Genomic DNA, 15,529 nt, shown 5'->3' on the forward strand with positions numbered 1-15,529 from the left:
TTTATCGGCTGTGTGCGCGTTGCCGGATGGCTTCGAAGTCGGCCGGCAGCCGATGCAGGTCCAGACGGCGGCCCGCCTTGACGATCTGACTCGGAATGTCATGGCCGATGAGCGCCGGCAAGCGCCGCGAAGCATCGATGAGACCGCCGAGGTCCACGCCGGTGTCGTAGCCCATCAGTTCGAGGCCATGCACGATTTCTTCCGTGCACACGTTGCCCGTCGCGCCCGGCGCATACGGACAGCCGCCGATGCCGCCGAGCGACGCATCGAAACGGTCGGCTCCTGCATCGATCGCGGCGAGTACGTTCGCCATCCCGAGACCCCGCGTGTTATGGAAGTGCAGCGTCAGTTCCACGCCGGGCCATCGTTCGCGGAAGGCTTGGGTCAGTGCCGCGACTTGCGTCGGATAGGCCATGCCGGTGGTGTCGCATAGCGTGATGCCGCGCGCGCCCAGCTTGCCGACGAATGCGCTGCACCAGTCCATGACCGTGTCTTCGGGCACATCGCCTTCCATCGGGCAGCCGAAGGCGCAGGATAGCGAAACGTTCACCGATACCCCGGCATCCCGCGCGATCGACGCGACTTCGGACAGCGCATCGAACGACTGGCTGCGCGTCATTCGCAAGTTCGAGAGATTGTGGGTTTCACTCGCGGACATGACGAGATTCAGCTCGTCGGCACGGGCTTCGATCGCACGTTCGGCGCCGCGCACGTTCGGCACGAGGGCGCTGTACACGACGCCGGGCCGGCGCTCGATGCCGCGCAGCACCGCATCGGCGTCGCTCAGGGCCGGAATCGCTTTCGGCGAGACGAAGGCCGTCACTTCTATCTTGGCCAGGCCGGAGCGCGATAACGCATCGACGAGCGCGATCTTGTCCCGCGTCGGGACGAACGCCGTTTCGGCCTGCAAACCGTCGCGCGTGCCGACTTCCTGCATATGGATGCGCCGTCCGGCGCCGTTCCAGAGTGTCATGCGACCACCTTTCTGCCGCGCAGCGCGGCGATGTCCTGCGTCGAATAGCCGAGTTCCTGCAGCACGGCGTCGGTGTCGTCGCCGAGACCGGGAGCCGAACTGCGCACCGTGCCTGGCGTGCCCATCAGCTTCGGCACGACGCCGGGGACCTCGACTTCGTAACCGTCGCGCGTGGTTTGCGAGAGGATCATGTCGCGCGCGCGGTAGTGAGGGTCCTCGACGATATCCTTCGCGGTGTACACCTTGCCGGCCGGCACGCCTGCCGCGCCGAGCACATCGAGCACCTGCTGCACGGACTGCGTGAGCGTCCATGCTTCGATGGCCCGGTCGAGTTCGTCGGCCCGCGCGACGCGGCCTGCGTTGTCGGCGAGATCGGGTGCGCCGCCGAGGTCGTTGCGGCCGATCGTCTCCATCAGGCGCCTGAAGATGCTGTCGCCGTTTCCGGCGATCAGCACGAAGCCATCCGTGCATCGATACGCATTCGACGGCGCGATGCCGGGCAGCGCGCTTCCGGCTGCTTCGCGCACCGCGCCGAACGCGCTGTATTCGGGGACGAGGCTTTCCATCACGTTGAACACGGCTTCGTTCAACGCCACGTCGATGACTTGCCCCACGCCGCCGTTCACCTTGCGGTGATAAAGCGCAGTCAGAATGCCGATGGCGCCGTGCAAGGCCGCGAGCGTATCGCCGATCGATATCCCGCATCGCACCGGCACGCGGCCCGGCTCGCCGGTCACGTGACGCAGCCCGCCCATCGCTTCCCCGATTGCGCCGAAGCCCGGCAAATCGCGATACGGGCCGGTTTGCCCATAGCCGGAAATGCGCAGCATGACGAGGCCGGGATTGATGCGGGACAGCTCGTCCCAGCCCATGCCCCATCGTTCGAGCGTGCCGGGGCGGAAGTTTTCGATGAGCACATCGGCTTCGGCGATCAGCTTGCGCGCGATCTCCTGACCCTCGGCGCTGCGCAGATCGAGTGCGATCGAGCGCTTGTTGCGCGATTGAACCTGCCACCAGACCGATGTGCCATCCTTGATCAGACGCCAGTTGCGCAGCGGATCGCCGCGGCCGGGCGCTTCGATCTTGATGACGTCGGCGCCGAAGTCACCGAGCGTCTTTCCGGCGAACGGCCCGGCGATCAGTTGCCCCATCTCGACAACGCGCAGTCCCTGCAAGGCGGCGGCGGATATGCCGTGGTTCATCATCGTGTTCCTTCTAATGACGCGTCCGCGCCGGCGAGGCGGCATGGACGTCGTGTATCGGTTTCATCTGGAAGTCCGTCGTGAGTCGAGGCGGACGCATCAACTGGCGGATGCATGCGCTTCTCTTGCACGCAGCCTGGCGGGCAGCGCGAAGAGCAGAATCGCCGCGCAGACGATGGCAAGCCCGCCGATCGCATAGAGCGCCGGTGTGGTGCTGCCGGTGACGTCCTTGATGCGGCCGACCATCACGGGACTGACGATGCCGCCGAGTTGACCGAGCGTGTTGATGAGCGCGATGCCGCCCGCAGCGCCCGCGCCGGTCATCAGCTTCGGCGGCAGCGCCCAGAAGGCCGGAATGGAAGCGATGATGCCCGCGCCCATCACCGCCAGCGCGGCGATCAGAAAGGACGTGTGCTTGTCGAAGAGGCCCGCGCACAGGAAGCCCACGGCCGCGAGCAGCATGAGCGCGGCGACGAAGCGGCTGCGATGTCCGCTCGCATCGGAGAGCCGGCCGACCACGACCATCGTCACTGCGCCGCAGATATACGGCACGGCAGTGAGAAAGCCGATCGTCGTCGGATGCGTGATGCCCGAGGTGCGAATCAGATGCGGCGCCCAGAAGTTCAGCCCGTAGGAGCACACCTGGATCATGAAGTAGACGAGGCCGAGTTTGAGAAAGCCGGGCGTCTTCAGCGCGCCGGGCAACGAGTGCCCGCCGATGTGCCGGTTTTGATCGGCGATTCGCCGTGACAGCATCGCTTGCTCGTCGGATGTGAGCCACGGCGCGTCCTCGATACGATCCTTCAGCACCTTGAACACGAGATAGCCGAGCGCGACGCAAGGCAGTCCGCCCACGAGAAAGAGCCAGTGCCAGCCGCGCATGCCGAGCACGCCTTCCATCTGCGAAAGCACGAGTCCCGCAACGGGCGCGCCGAGGATGCCGGCGAAAGCCGAGGCGAGGAAGAGCGTCGACGTGATGCGGCCGCGATACGCCACCGGGAACCACAGCGTCAGATAGAACAGGACGCCGGGTGCGAAGCCGGCTTCCATCGCGCCGATCAGAAAGCGCAGCGTATAGAACTGCCACTCGGTCTGCACGAAGGCCATCAACGCAGTGGCGATGCCCCACGAGATCATGATCCGGCAGATCCAGCGGCGCGCGCCGACCTTGTAGAGCATCATGTTGCTCGGGACTTCGAAGAGCACGTACCCGACGACGAACAGGCCCGCGCCGAGGCCGTAGGCCGTGTCGGTCAGTGACAGATCGCTCTGCAGCGCGAACTTGGCGAAGCTGATGTTGATGCGGTCGAAGAACGCAAAGAGATAGCACACCATGATGAGCGGCATGATCCGCCAGGCGACCTTGCGAACGGTGCGGGCTTCGTCGGGAGGCGCCAGGCCGATGCTGGCGGATAGGGCTTCGTTCACGTTTGTCTCCGGTGACCAGTCAGGAATCGTGCGCTTCTCATGGCGCATGGAGACATGGTGATGGCGCGCTCGCGCCTCGAAAAGCGCAAAGCGGCGAAACGAGCTTTCGCGATTCGCGAAAGCTAAGCCGACGGCTCGCTGTTCGCGTTGCAGAGATGATCGACTAGCAGGCGAGCGTGACGTGGGACGGCGGCCGGATCGCGCATGCCGATGAGCAGCCGGCGTTCGGTCCATGCGTCTTTCAATGCGACCTGCCGCAGGTTCAGCGATCGCACGAGCGCATGAACGGCAAGCGATGGCAGCACGGCGACGCCCATGCCGGCCGCCACCATCTGACACATGGCGTCGAAACTGCGGACGCGGATGCGCAGCTTCAGATGTCGCCCGAGCGCTTCGGCTTCCATCTGCATGCGCTCGGCCAGGGATGTTCCCTTCGACAGACTCACGAAATCGTATTCGAGCGCTTCTTCGAAGCAGATCGACCGTCGCCCGGCCAACGGATGCGTCCGGGGCATGACGAGCACGAGACGGTCCACGCGATAGTCCGTCAAATGAATGCCGAGCGCCGGCGTGCGGTCCGCGAAGATGCCGAGATCGGCGCGGCCATCGAGCAACGCCAGCACGATTTCCCTGCTGTTCTGCTCTTCCAGTTCGATGCGTATGCCCGGATTCGTCTCGGTGAAAGCCGCGATCTCGGACGGCAGAAACTGCGTGATCGCCGATGTATTCGCCCACAGCCGAACGATGCCGACCATCCCCGACGCATAGTCGGACAGATCGGCGGCGAGGCGGTCGACATCGTGAAGAATGCGCTGTGCGTGGTCATACAACGCCTGTCCCGCGACGCTGAGCGTCACGCCTCGCGAATGGCGCTCGAGCAAGCTCGAACCGACGGCGCCTTCCAGGTCCGAGATGCGCTTGCTCGCAGCGCCGACAGCCAGGTTCGCGAGCGCCGCGCCCTTGCTGATGCTGCCGGCGCGCACGACGAGATTGAACAGCGACAGGGAGACGAGGTCGAGGCGGTGCAGGTTCATCGCGGAGGGCTCGGAGACGATTCGCGCCATTGTGCGCTAGGGAGTCGGTTCGTCGTCGGGCAAGTGTCTTAGCGTCGTTTCGAAAGCCATCTGAAAACACGCGGTAAGTCGTATGACATCTGACTGCATCACGCTCACTCTTTCGAAGAAAGCCCCTAGTTAAACGGTATCCCTCTACGGGTAATTGCCTAGTGAATTCGAGCCGGTCGTCGGCGATAGTACGTCATCGTATGACTTCGCGCAGGCATTGATACTGAAGGCGCAGCCGCTTCGCCGGCGTCATCGTCATCTTCCCGGAAAAGGTTTTCCATGAAAAAGATCGCTCTCAGTGGCGCCGGAGGGCAGCTCGGCGCTGTCGTCCGCGCTGCGTTCGTTGCGCGCGGCGTTCCGCTGCGCTCGGCTGCCGGCTCGAAAGCCCTCACGCCGCTGGTCGTCGGCGAGGATGTGATGCACGGCGATCTTCGCGATCCCGCCGTCGTCGACCGGCTGCTGGACGGCGTCGATGTACTGATCCACTTCGCCGGCACGAGCGTCGAGCGGCCACTGCCGGAGATCATCGAGAACAACCTGCGCGGCCTCGTGGAAGTGTACGAAGGCGCGCGCCGGCACGGCGTGAAGCGCATCGTCTTTGCAAGCTCGAATCATGCGATCGGCATGTACCCCGTCACCGAGCGTCTCGCTCTCGATTGGGAACTGCGTCCGGACGGCTTCTACGGCCTGAGCAAGGTTTGGGGCGAAGCGCTCGCGCGAATGTATTGGGACAAGCACGGCATCGAGAGCGTCTGCGTGCGCATCGGCAGTTGCCTCGAGCGGCCGACGGAGCCGCGGCATCTGAGCACGTGGTTCGGTCATCAGGACCTGCTGCATTTTCTTAACCGCTGTATCGAAGCGGACGACGTGGGTTTTCTCACTGTCTGGGGCGTGTCCGCGAACACGCGCAGCTGGTGGGACAACAGCGGCGCGGCACGCCTCGGCTATCGGCCGACGCAAAACGCCGAGGACTACGCCGACGAAATTCTGGCGCGCCCGAATCCGCTCGATGCGCTCGGTCAGCGTTTCCAGGGCGGCAGCTTCGTCGGCATCGACTATTCGCGTAACGATGCAGCTGCAAGCGGTCAGTCCGCTTCGACGGCTGCGCAAGCCTGACCGCATCGACGCTCAGGAGGAGACTTCACATGAAAATCAAGGGCATTCGCTGGTGGATGGTCAGCCTCGTCGCTGCCGGCCTCATCATCAACTATCTGGCTCGTAACACGCTGTCGGTCGCGGCGCCGAGTCTCATGAAGGATCTGAACGTCACGACGGAGCAGTACGCGCATGTCGTGGTCGCGTGGCAGCTTTGCTATGCGTTCATGCAGCCGGTGGCGGGCTTCATTCTCGATACCATCGGGACCAAGGTCGGCTTCGTGGTCTTCGCGCTCGCGTGGTCGCTTGCATGCGCGGCGGCGGCGTTGTCGACGGGCTGGCGCAGCCTCGCGTTCTTCCGCGGCCTGCTCGGCGTGGCCGAGGCGGCGGGCATTCCGGCCGGCGTCAAGGCGACGAGCGAGTGGTTTCCCGCGAAGGAGCGGTCCGTCGCGATCGGCTGGTTCAACATCGGCTCGTCCATCGGGGCGCTGCTCGCGCCGCCGCTGGTCGTGTGGGCGCTGATGCACGGCGAGTGGCAACTGGCGTTCGTGCTGGTGGGCGTGGCGGGCATCGTATGGTGCGTGCTGTGGATGGCGCTCTATCAGCATCCGCGCAAGCAGAAGATGCTGGGCAACGCCGAGCGCGACTACATCCTGACCGGCCAGGAAGCCATTCACAGCGATGCGGGCGGCGCGAAGCGCAGCCGCTTTGCGATGCTGCGCAGCCGCGACTTCTGGGCGATCGGCATCCCGCGCATCTTGTCCGAGCCGGCATGGCAGACCTTCAATGCGTGGATTCCGCTCTACATGATGACCGAGCGCCACATGAATCTGAAGGAAGTCGCGCTGTATGCATGGATGCCGTTCCTTGCCGCCGATATCGGCTGCGTGCTCGGCGGTTATCTGAGCCCGCTCTTTCATAAGTACGCGAAGGTGTCGCTTTTCACGTCGCGCAAGATGGTATTCGTGGTCGGCGCGCTGTGCATGGTCGGACCGGCGTGCGTCGGGCTCGTCGCGAGTCCTTATGCGGCGGTTGCGCTGCTGTGCGTCGGCGGCTTCGCTCACCAGACCTTGTCCGGTGCGCTGTATGCCATCACGTCCGACATGTTCGGCAAGAACGAAGTCGCGACGGCGACGGGCATGGGCGGCATGGCCGGCTATCTCGGCGCGGCGGCCTTCACTGCGCTCTTCGGCGTGCTGGTGACGCGCATCGGCTACAGCCCGCTGTTCGTCGTGCTCGCGGTATTCGACATCATCGCGGCAGGCGTCGTGTGTCTGCTGGCAAGGCGCGACGACCGTGCGACCGCGCCGGCCTGGGCCGCAGCGGGCGCAGCGGCGAAGTAAGTCAGCCTGGATGTGTTGTATCGACGCCGTCGCTTCCTCAACGAGCGACGGCATTTTTGCTTTCGCCCCCGGGACGCCGGTTCTGTCGGCCGCATGTCGTCTCATACGGGCGTGGTGTCGGCATCGTGTCGGACAACGAAAAGCCCGCTGTAAGCGATGCATCGCATCCCGATGACGGCTGCTCGTCAGGCACGACTCGTGCACCTTCCGCATGGCCGTTTCCTTCAACTACAAAGGGATTCGTCCATGATTCCGCTCCGTCCGCGATACCGCTCGCGACTGGCCACGGCGCTCTTCGACTGGCTCAATCCGGTCCCGTATGGCCTCTTCGTTGGCACGCTCATCTTCGACATCGTCTACGCGAACACCGCCGTGATCTTCTGGGCGAAGGCGGCTGCCTGGCTCGTCACCGTCGGCGTTCTCTTTGCGATCGTTCCGCGTTTCATCAACCTCGGCCATGTCTGGTTCGGCCCGCGCGGGACAGTCACGGGCCTCGAACGCACCGACTTCTGGCTGAACTTCGCAGGCATCGTGGCCGCGATCGTCAATGCATTCGTCCATAGCCGCGATGCTTATGCGATGGTCCCGCTCGCCACCATCCTTTCGGTCGTGACGGTGGCGCTCCTGAGCGTCGCCCAGATCGCGCTCGCGCTAGACAGGTTCAACCGATTCGACCTGCCGGAGGCCGCCCGTGAATAAATCCATGTTGACCGGCGTCCTGTCGATGGCCGTTGCGCTGTGCGTTGCGGGATGCAACGAGCACGCCGCTTACGATTCGCAGCATCAGGCCGGCGCGAATCCCCCGCTGCCGGGACCGCGCAACTTCTTCACGCCGCCGATGCAGGTTCCGAAGCACGTCGGCTGGAAAAGCGGCGAAGCGCCCAAGGTCGCGGACGGTTTGAGGATAGAGAACATCGCTTCGGGCCTCGAGCATCCGCGGCAGGTGCTCGCGCTGCCGAACGGGGATATCCTCGTCGCCGAATCGAGCAGCCCGCAGGAAGAACCGGTGACGACGCCGAAGCAGCTCGTCGCGGGCATGGTGCAAAGCCGCTCGGGGAAGGAGGCGAAGGGCGGCAACCGTATCACGCTGCTGCGCAAAAGCGGCGGCGCGTGGCAGAAGCATGTGTTCATCGAGCATTTGCATTCGCCGTTCGGCATGCAGTTGATCGGCGATACCCTCTACGTCGCCGATACCGATGCGATCCTCGCGTTCCCATACAAGGCCGGGGCGACGAGCATCGCGCAGCCGGGCGTCGAACTGGCCGATCTCCCGAGCACGATCAATCATCACTGGACGAAGGCGCTGCTGGCGAGCCGTGACGGCAAGAAGCTGTATGTCGGCGTCGGTTCGAACAGCAATGTCGGCGAGAACGGTCTCGAGGTGGAGTACCGGCGCGCGGCCGTGCTGGAGGTCGATGTCGCGACCGGCGCAAGCCGCGTCTATGCGTCGGGCATTCGCAATCCGACCGGCCTGCAGTGGGAGCCGAGCACGGGAGCGTTGTGGGCGGTCGCGAACGAGCGCGACGAGATCGGTGCGGATCTCGTTCCCGACTATCTGACATCGGTGCGCGAGCACGGTTTTTACGGCTGGCCCTATAGCTACTACGGACAACATCTCGATGAGCGCGTGCATCAGCAGCGGCCCGATCTCGTCGCGAAGGCGCTGAAGCCGGACTACGCGATCGGCTCGCACGTCGCGCCGCTCGGCCTGTTGTTCTATACGGGCGATAACCTGCCGGCGCAATATCGCGGTGGCGCGTTCATCGGCGAGCATGGCAGTTGGGACCGTTCGCCGCTGTCGGGATATGCCGTCGCGTATGTCGCGTTCGAGAACGGCAAGCCTGTGGGTGCGCCGAAGCCGATCGTCACCGGGTTCGTCACCGCCGACGAGAAGGAACTGCGCGGCGCGCCTGTTGGACTGGCGCAGGATAGAGACGGCGCGCTCATCATTGCCGATGACGCGGGCAACGCGGTGTGGCGGGTAACTGCGGCGGGTGGATAGCGGCGAGCGGCATTTTGAATGCGGGCGGGTCATGCGGCGTGCTGCATGCCGCATGCCGCATGCAAAAAGCGATGCGCGTTCGCATGCAAAAGATGCGCGCTCAACGCTGCGCAACGCCTCGATAACGTCGCCGCCGACGATGTTCGTGTGTTGCATGCTGCGTGTGGCGCGCTGCATGCCGCACGCAAAACGAGGGCTTCGATCGCGGCCACTTGTCCGCCGCGCCACGCCACGCTCGTGCACCGCATCCCAGCCGTCGACCGATCGCTCCACCGCGACGGTCGCCTGCGTGCTGGCATTTGCATCGTTCAACCCGTCGGCATCGCGCAGATACGCTTTTTGCGCCGCGAGCACACCGAGAAAGCCCGATGCGTTCATCGTCCACAGCGCAGACGCGCCTGCCTTTCGTCAGAACAGCCCGACGCACAGACCAAGCGTTCATGAACTATGCTTGAACGCACGGCGGCACGCGTCCGCGGTTCGATGGCCTCAGACGGAGGTGCGTCATGTCATGCATTGCCGCGCGAGCGCATGGCGCTCCTTTCGCTTTCTCGCTGACTTCCATCGCGCTTGCCGTGATGTTCGCATCGAATGCCGGCGCGGCTCCGCCATTGCCTCAGTGCGGGCAGTTCGTGGCGGGACAAGGTTCGATCAGCACGCAAGCGCAGTCCGTCAGCATCACGCAGACGACATCGCGCGGCGTGATCGACTGGCGCAGTTTTTCCATCGGCAAGGGCAATAGCGTCAGATTCGACAACGGCTCGGGCGCGACGCTCAATCGCGTGACCGGGCTCGAACGCTCGATCATCGACGGAAAACTGAGCGCCACCGGAAGCCTCTATCTGATCAATCCGCAGGGCGTCGTGATCGGACGGTCAGGCGTGGTGACGACCGGCGGGCGCTTCGTCGCTTCCTCGCTCGATGCGTCGAACAGCGCCTTCATGACCGGCGGCGATGTAAGGCTCGGCGGAACCGGCGACGGCGTCGTGGCGAATCTCGGGAAGATCGAGTCGAGCGGCGGCGATGTGTTCCTGATCGCGCGCCGGGCGGTCTTCAATCGCGGGGAAATCAGCGCACCGCAAGGCACGGCGGAACTCGCGGCCGGAACGCAGGTGCTGCTGCACGACGCGGCTTCCGGCCAGCAAGTGTTCGTGCAGGCCGGAAGCCGTGGCACCGTGGATGCCTCCGGCGCCATCGCCGCCGCGCAGATCAGCCTGCAGGCCGCCGATGGCAACGTCTTCGCGCTCGCCGGACGCCCCGGCGAACTGCGCGCGACCGGCACCGCGACGCGCCAGGGCCGCGTGTGGCTCGTCGCGGAGAGCGGCGCAGTGCACGCGCACGGCCGCATTGCGGCGGCGAACGTGGACGCGAGCGGCGGCGCCGTCGACATGAACGGCGCGACGCTGCACATCGATCAGGCATCCGTCGACGCCGCGAAGTGGAATCTTATTACCCCGGCCTTCACGGTCGATGCCGGCGCCGCCGGCGCGCTCGCGAACGCGCTGACACACCGCGTATCGGTGGCCATCGATACGACAGGCAGGAACGGCAGCAGCGGCGACATCGACGTGAATGCGAGCGTGCGCTGGAACGGCGGCGCATCGCTTGCGCTGAACGCATTCCATGCGGTCACGCTTGCGCCGTCCGCAACCATCGCGAATATCGGCGCGGGCAGTCTCACCGTGCGCGCGGACGCGACCGCCATCGATAACGGCGGCGGCGTGGTCAATGCGGGCGTCATCGACTGGTCGCATAGCGTGGGCATCGTCGCGATTCTGCGGGACATGAACGCCGCCTACACGCCCGGCGCCATCACGACGAACGCCCAGTGGACCGCCGCGCCGTACAGCGGCCTCGCGACGCAGCTCGCGGCTTATCGCGTCGTCGACACGCGGGCCGACCTCGACGCCATATCCGCCGATCCGGGCGGCGTCTATGCGCTCGGCAAGGACATCGCGCTGACGACGCCTTTCGCGGGCATCGGCGTGCCGTCGCAAACGGCTTTCAGCGGACAGTTCGACGGCATGGGGCACACGATCTCGGGCTTCAGTCTCATCGATCCTCCCGCAGGAAGCGACGCGGGGTTGTTCAGCACGATTGCGGCCGGGGGCATCGTGCGCAACCTGAACGTGAACGGCGTCGCCGCGACATATGCGGGCGCGAACATCGGCTTGCTCGCGGGGCGAAACAACGGGCGCGTGGCCGGCGTGCACACTGCAGGCACGGTCTATAACGGCGACGGCGTGACTTCGCTGGCCGGAGGCGGTCTCGTCGCGGTGAACGGCGGGACCATCGAACGGTCGTCGAGCACAGCCGACGTCTCCGCGCTGGAGACGATGGGCGGCCTCGTCGGCGCGAACGCCGGCGTCATCAGCCAGTCGTACGCCACCGGCGCGGTGACTGGCGGCTCGCGCGCCGATGCGGTCGGCGGGCTCGCCGGGCGCAGCACCGGAACCATCGCGCAGTCCTACGCAACCGGTTCGACCTTCACCGTACTCGGCGACAGCGGCGGGCTCGTCGGCGATAACGCCGGCATCGTGCGCGAGTCGTTCGCGACCGGCCCGGCGACGCCGCTCGGACCGAATCCGATCGGCGGATTCATCGGCGCGAACGGCGGCCCGATATCGAACAATTTCTGGGATGTGCAGACGACCGGCAAGACCATCGGCGTGAACGGCAGCGGGGCGGAAGGCGCGACCGGCCTCACGACGGCGCAGATGAGCACGGCCCGGAGCTTCGGCCCGGCATGGGACTTCGGCCCGAACGGGACGTGGGTCATCCCGTCGGGCGGCACGCATCCGATCCTGCGCTGGCAGCAACAGACGCATTGATCGCACGGTCAGGCACGCGCCTGATTGCGCTGCGGCAGTTCGATGGTGACTGCGCGGTCGTCGATAGGGAAGTGCAGCAGCGCCGCGACGAGCCCCGCGATGGCCGTCGCGCCCCAGATGAGCGAGTAGGAGCCGGTCGCATCGAACACATAGCCGCCGAGCCACGCGCCGAGAAACGAGCCGAGCTGATGGCTCAGGAACACGACGCCGAACAGCGTGCCGAGATGCCGTGTACCGAAGACTTTGGCAATCAGCCCGTTCGTGAGCGGTACGGTGCCGAGCCAGGTCAGGCCCATCACGGCGGCGAACACGACGACCGAGACACTCGTCGTCGGCAGCAGCACGAACAGTGCGATCGCGCCGCCGCGTATCAGGTACAGCCACGCGAGCACATGATGCTGCCGCAAGCGTCCGCCGAGCCAGCCGCATCCCCAGCTGCCGATCATGTTGAAGAGGCCGATCAGCGCCAGCGCCGTCGCGCCGAGGCCGACCGGCATATGGCAAATGAGCAGATAGCCCGGCAGATGCGTCGCGATGAACGCGAGTTGGAAGCCGCATGTGAAGAAGCCGAGCGTCAGCAGCCGATAGCCGCGATGGCGCGAAGCGTAGGCGAGGGTATCGCGCAGCGGCATCGCGGCCTCCTGCAGCTCGGGCGATCCTGCAACGGACGCGCTCCGACTTCGGCTCGCACGGTCCAGCACGATGCCGAGCGGCGCGGCCAGCAGGATCGCGAAGGCGAGCGCATAGAGCGATGCCGGCACGCCGGCGTGCACGCGGACTTCCTGCGCGAACGGCACCATCAGCACCTGACCGAGCGATCCGCCCGCGCTGGCGATGCCCATCGCGACGCTGCGCGTTTGCGGCGACGCGGCGCGCCCGACGGTGGCGAGCACCACGCCGAAACTCGTGCAACTGATGCCGATGCCGACCAGCAGCCCGAGGCCGAGCACGAGCATCCATCCTGAAGTCAACGCGGCGGCGATGGCGAGCCCGGCGGCGAACGTGGCCGCGCCGGTCGCGACGACCGGGGCGGCCCCGTACCGGTCGGCGGCGGCCCCCGCGAACGGTTGCGCGAAGCCCCACACGAGATTGTGCAGTGCGATGGCGAACGCGATCAGCGTGACGGGCAGCCCCCGGTCGAAAGAGAACGGCCCGATGAAAAGCCCGAAGGTCTGCCGCACGCCCATCGCGGCGCTGAGGATCAGCGCCGCCGCGCCGATGAGCGCCCAGGTCGCCGCGCGGTTCGTACGGGTCGTGCAGGTCGAATCAGTCATGGACGGCATGATCGCGTTCCTCCTTGCGGCCATCGTCGCAGGCGAGCGAGCGCGCTGACAAACGAAAAGTTTTCGTTGACGGATGAGCGCGGTTCAACCGTCGTCGCGCGCGCTCAAAGACGCCCGGCGAAGTCCGTGGCCTGCTCGATCAGCCAGTTTCGAAACGCGGCCCGCTCCGCCCGTTCGCTGCTCTGCGGCGCTTCGCATAGCCAGTATGCGGTCTGCGTTTCGATCGTCGTCCCGCTTGCCTCGACGAGCGCGCCGTCCGCAAGCTCGCGGTCGACGAGCGGCCGTCTGCCCATTGCGACGCCGAGACCCGCGGCGGCGGCATCGAATGCGAGCTGCACGGTATCGAAGCGCAGCCCGCCTTGCACGTCGAGCCCGTCGATGCCCGCCCCGTCCATCCATGCCTGCCAGTCCTGGCTCGCGGTATCGACGTGAATCAGCGTGGCGCGCGAGAGATCGGGCATGACCGCGCCGCCCGTCAGCATCGCGCGATAGCCGGGGCTGCACACCGGCACGAGCCGCTCGCCGAAGAGACGCAGCCACGATGCGCCGTCCACCGGGCCGCGGCTCAGGCGCAGGCCGAAATCGAAACCGTCGACGGGAAAGCCGGCCTGGCGGCGGGACGTGTCCACGCTGACATCGACGTTCGGCCAGCGCGTGCGAAAGTCCGCGAGACGCGGGACGAGCCAGCGCGCGGCGAGCGTCGGCGCGCAGGTAACGGAGACGGAGCGGCGCTTGCGCCGGCCCGGCAGCGATTGCGTGCCGATGGCGATCAGCCCGAACGCTTCCGCGATATACGGCAGATACAGCTCGCCCGCCGCGCTCAGCGACAGGCCGCGCGCTTCCCGCACGAACAGTTCGACGCCGAGCATCTCCTCCAGCGCGCCGATGCCGTGGCTCACCGCGCCCGGCGTCAGGTTCAGTTCGGCGGCGGCGAGCTTGAAACTGTTGTGCCGCGCCGCCGCTTCGAAGAGGCGCAGGGCGTTGAGCGGAGGCAGGCGCTGAGGCATGAGCGTGCTTTTTTCCGGCGAGGGACGGTGACGCTATCGTACCGCTGTGCCTCGTGCCAGACGATGCTCCGTGCGTTTGCAACATCGGCCTTAGCAAACTGAAAGGCGACGCCTAGAATCAAAGGCACCGCGTACCGCCTTCGTCCCCGTTCAACAGGACACGTCATGCTGCAGCCTTTCGCCTCCTCGGACTGGTTCACGATCGGCGTCGAACTCGAGGTTCAACTCGTCAACACGCACGACTACAACCTGACGAAGGCGACGACGGAACTGCTGAACCGCGTACGCGCGGAGACTTTCGCGGGCGCGATCAATCCCGAAACGACGGAAGGGATGATCGAGCTGTCAACCGGTATTTGCCGCAACTTCGAGCAGGCGCGAAGCGAACTGCTGGGCCTTCGCGATACCCTGGTTCGCGCGGCCGACTTTCTGAACGTCGGCGTATGCGGCGGCGGCACGAACTTCTTTCAGAACTGGTACGACCAGCGTTCGGACGGGCGTGCGCGTTCCGAATATCTGATGGGCCTGTACGGCGCGCTCTATCAACAGTTCACGATTTTCGGCCAGCACGTGCATGTGGGCTGCGCCGATGCCGACTCGGCGCTCGTGCTGTTGCATTCGCTGTCGCGCTATGTCCCGCACTTCATCGCGCTGGCGGCTTGTTCTCCGTTCGTGCAGGGCAGCGACACGCGGTTCCAGTGCGCGCGACTGAATTCCGTCGCGCCGTTTCCGTTGTCGGGGCAGGCGCCGTTCGTCACCAAGTGGTCCGAGTTCGAACAGTACTTCGACCGCATGACGAAGACGGGCCTCGTGAAAAGCCTCAAGGATTTCTACTGGGACATTCGTCCGAGCCCCGGCTACGGGACGATCGAAGTGCGCGTGATGGATACGCCGCTGCGGGTCGAATGGGCCGCCGCGATTGCCGCGTACATACAGGCGCTCGCGCGATATGTCCTCGTCGACGAGCCGCTGCGTCTCACCGAACGCGATTACGAGGTGTATCGGACGAACCGGTTCATGGCCTGCCGCTTCGGGCTGGAGGGCGCCTGCGTGAATCCGGAGACCGGGCAAAGCGGCCTCATTCGCGACGACATCCTTGCCACGCTCGACGCGATCGCGCCGCATGGGCGTGCGCTCGGCGCGGAAGAGGGCCTCGATGAAATCCGGCGCGCCGTGACCGATGGCCAGAGCGATGCGACGTGGCTGCGGCGTGTCTACGGCGCGCATCGGTCGTTGCATGAGGTCGTCCGTCAGGAGTGCCGGATATGGCGTGGCGCGCAAACGAGACAGTGAGGGGCGTC

At 65.7% G+C, this 15,529-nt stretch carries 12 protein-coding genes; 6 read left to right on the forward strand and 6 right to left on the reverse strand.

Annotated features, from left to right (window positions below; translation table 11 throughout):
- Window position 1 precedes the first annotated feature (1 nt).
- The 4 genes from P9255_RS10320 to P9255_RS10335 form a co-directional block, all read right to left on the reverse strand.
- The gene (locus tag P9255_RS10320) at window positions 2-973 is read right to left on the reverse strand and encodes a hydroxymethylglutaryl-CoA lyase (RefSeq protein WP_309767958.1); all 972 of its coding nucleotides are present in this window, start codon (window positions 971-973) and stop codon (window positions 2-4) included.
- Complete coding sequence (locus P9255_RS10325) at window positions 970-2,178, reverse strand: CaiB/BaiF CoA-transferase family protein (RefSeq protein ID WP_309789446.1); 1,209 nt, start codon at window positions 2,176-2,178, stop codon at window positions 970-972. Before P9255_RS10325 ends, P9255_RS10320 begins: the two co-directional genes overlap by 4 nt.
- Window positions 2,179-2,274: 96 nt before the next feature.
- Complete coding sequence (locus P9255_RS10330) at window positions 2,275-3,603, reverse strand: MFS transporter (RefSeq protein ID WP_309767954.1); 1,329 nt, start codon at window positions 3,601-3,603, stop codon at window positions 2,275-2,277.
- A 122-nt stretch (window positions 3,604-3,725) separates the two neighbouring features.
- On the reverse strand, window positions 3,726-4,637 hold the full coding sequence (locus P9255_RS10335) for a LysR substrate-binding domain-containing protein (RefSeq protein ID WP_309767952.1): 912 nt from the start codon (window positions 4,635-4,637) through the stop codon (window positions 3,726-3,728).
- A gap of 309 nt (window positions 4,638-4,946) precedes the next feature.
- On the opposite strand from P9255_RS10335, the gene P9255_RS10340 reads away from it, so the two are divergent.
- From P9255_RS10340 to P9255_RS10360, 5 genes are all read left to right on the forward strand, one after another.
- Entirely contained in the window at window positions 4,947-5,783 is an 837-nt protein-coding gene (locus P9255_RS10340; RefSeq protein WP_309789447.1) for an NAD(P)-dependent oxidoreductase, read from the forward strand.
- 29 nt (window positions 5,784-5,812) lie between these two features.
- Window positions 5,813-7,105 carry an MFS transporter gene (locus P9255_RS10345; RefSeq protein ID WP_309767950.1) on the forward strand — a complete coding sequence of 431 codons (1,293 nt, stop codon included), beginning with the start codon at window positions 5,813-5,815 and terminating at the stop codon, window positions 7,103-7,105.
- A gap of 246 nt (window positions 7,106-7,351) precedes the next feature.
- Window positions 7,352-7,804 carry a DUF2231 domain-containing protein gene (locus P9255_RS10350; RefSeq protein ID WP_309767948.1) on the forward strand — a complete coding sequence of 151 codons (453 nt, stop codon included), beginning with the start codon at window positions 7,352-7,354 and terminating at the stop codon, window positions 7,802-7,804.
- On the forward strand, window positions 7,797-9,107 hold the full coding sequence (locus tag P9255_RS10355; protein ID WP_309767946.1) for a sorbosone dehydrogenase family protein: 1,311 nt from the start codon (window positions 7,797-7,799) through the stop codon (window positions 9,105-9,107). Before P9255_RS10350 ends, P9255_RS10355 begins: the two co-directional genes overlap by 8 nt.
- A gap of 506 nt (window positions 9,108-9,613) precedes the next feature.
- Window positions 9,614-11,938, forward strand: coding sequence for a filamentous hemagglutinin N-terminal domain-containing protein (locus tag P9255_RS10360; RefSeq protein ID WP_309789448.1), 2,325 nt, complete (start codon window positions 9,614-9,616; stop codon window positions 11,936-11,938).
- A gap of 8 nt (window positions 11,939-11,946) precedes the next feature.
- Here the strand turns inward: P9255_RS10360 and P9255_RS10365 are convergent, their stop codons facing one another.
- The gene (locus tag P9255_RS10365) at window positions 11,947-13,212 is read right to left on the reverse strand and encodes an MFS transporter (RefSeq protein WP_404980319.1); all 1,266 of its coding nucleotides are present in this window, start codon (window positions 13,210-13,212) and stop codon (window positions 11,947-11,949) included.
- A 113-nt stretch (window positions 13,213-13,325) separates the two neighbouring features.
- Window positions 13,326-14,228: a LysR substrate-binding domain-containing protein gene (locus P9255_RS10370; RefSeq protein WP_309767941.1), complete on the reverse strand. Its 903-nt coding sequence runs from the start codon at window positions 14,226-14,228 to the stop codon at window positions 13,326-13,328.
- Between the two features lie 165 nt (window positions 14,229-14,393).
- Here P9255_RS10370 and P9255_RS10375 point away from each other — a divergent pair, with 165 nt between their 5' ends.
- A complete protein-coding gene (locus P9255_RS10375; protein ID WP_309789450.1) occupies window positions 14,394-15,521 on the forward strand; it encodes a YbdK family carboxylate-amine ligase in 1,128 nt (375 codons plus the stop codon).
- Window positions 15,522-15,529 lie beyond the last annotated feature (8 nt).

The sequence above is a fragment of the Caballeronia sp. LZ019 genome (assembly GCF_031450825.1).
GTDB lineage: Bacteria > Pseudomonadota > Gammaproteobacteria > Burkholderiales > Burkholderiaceae > Caballeronia.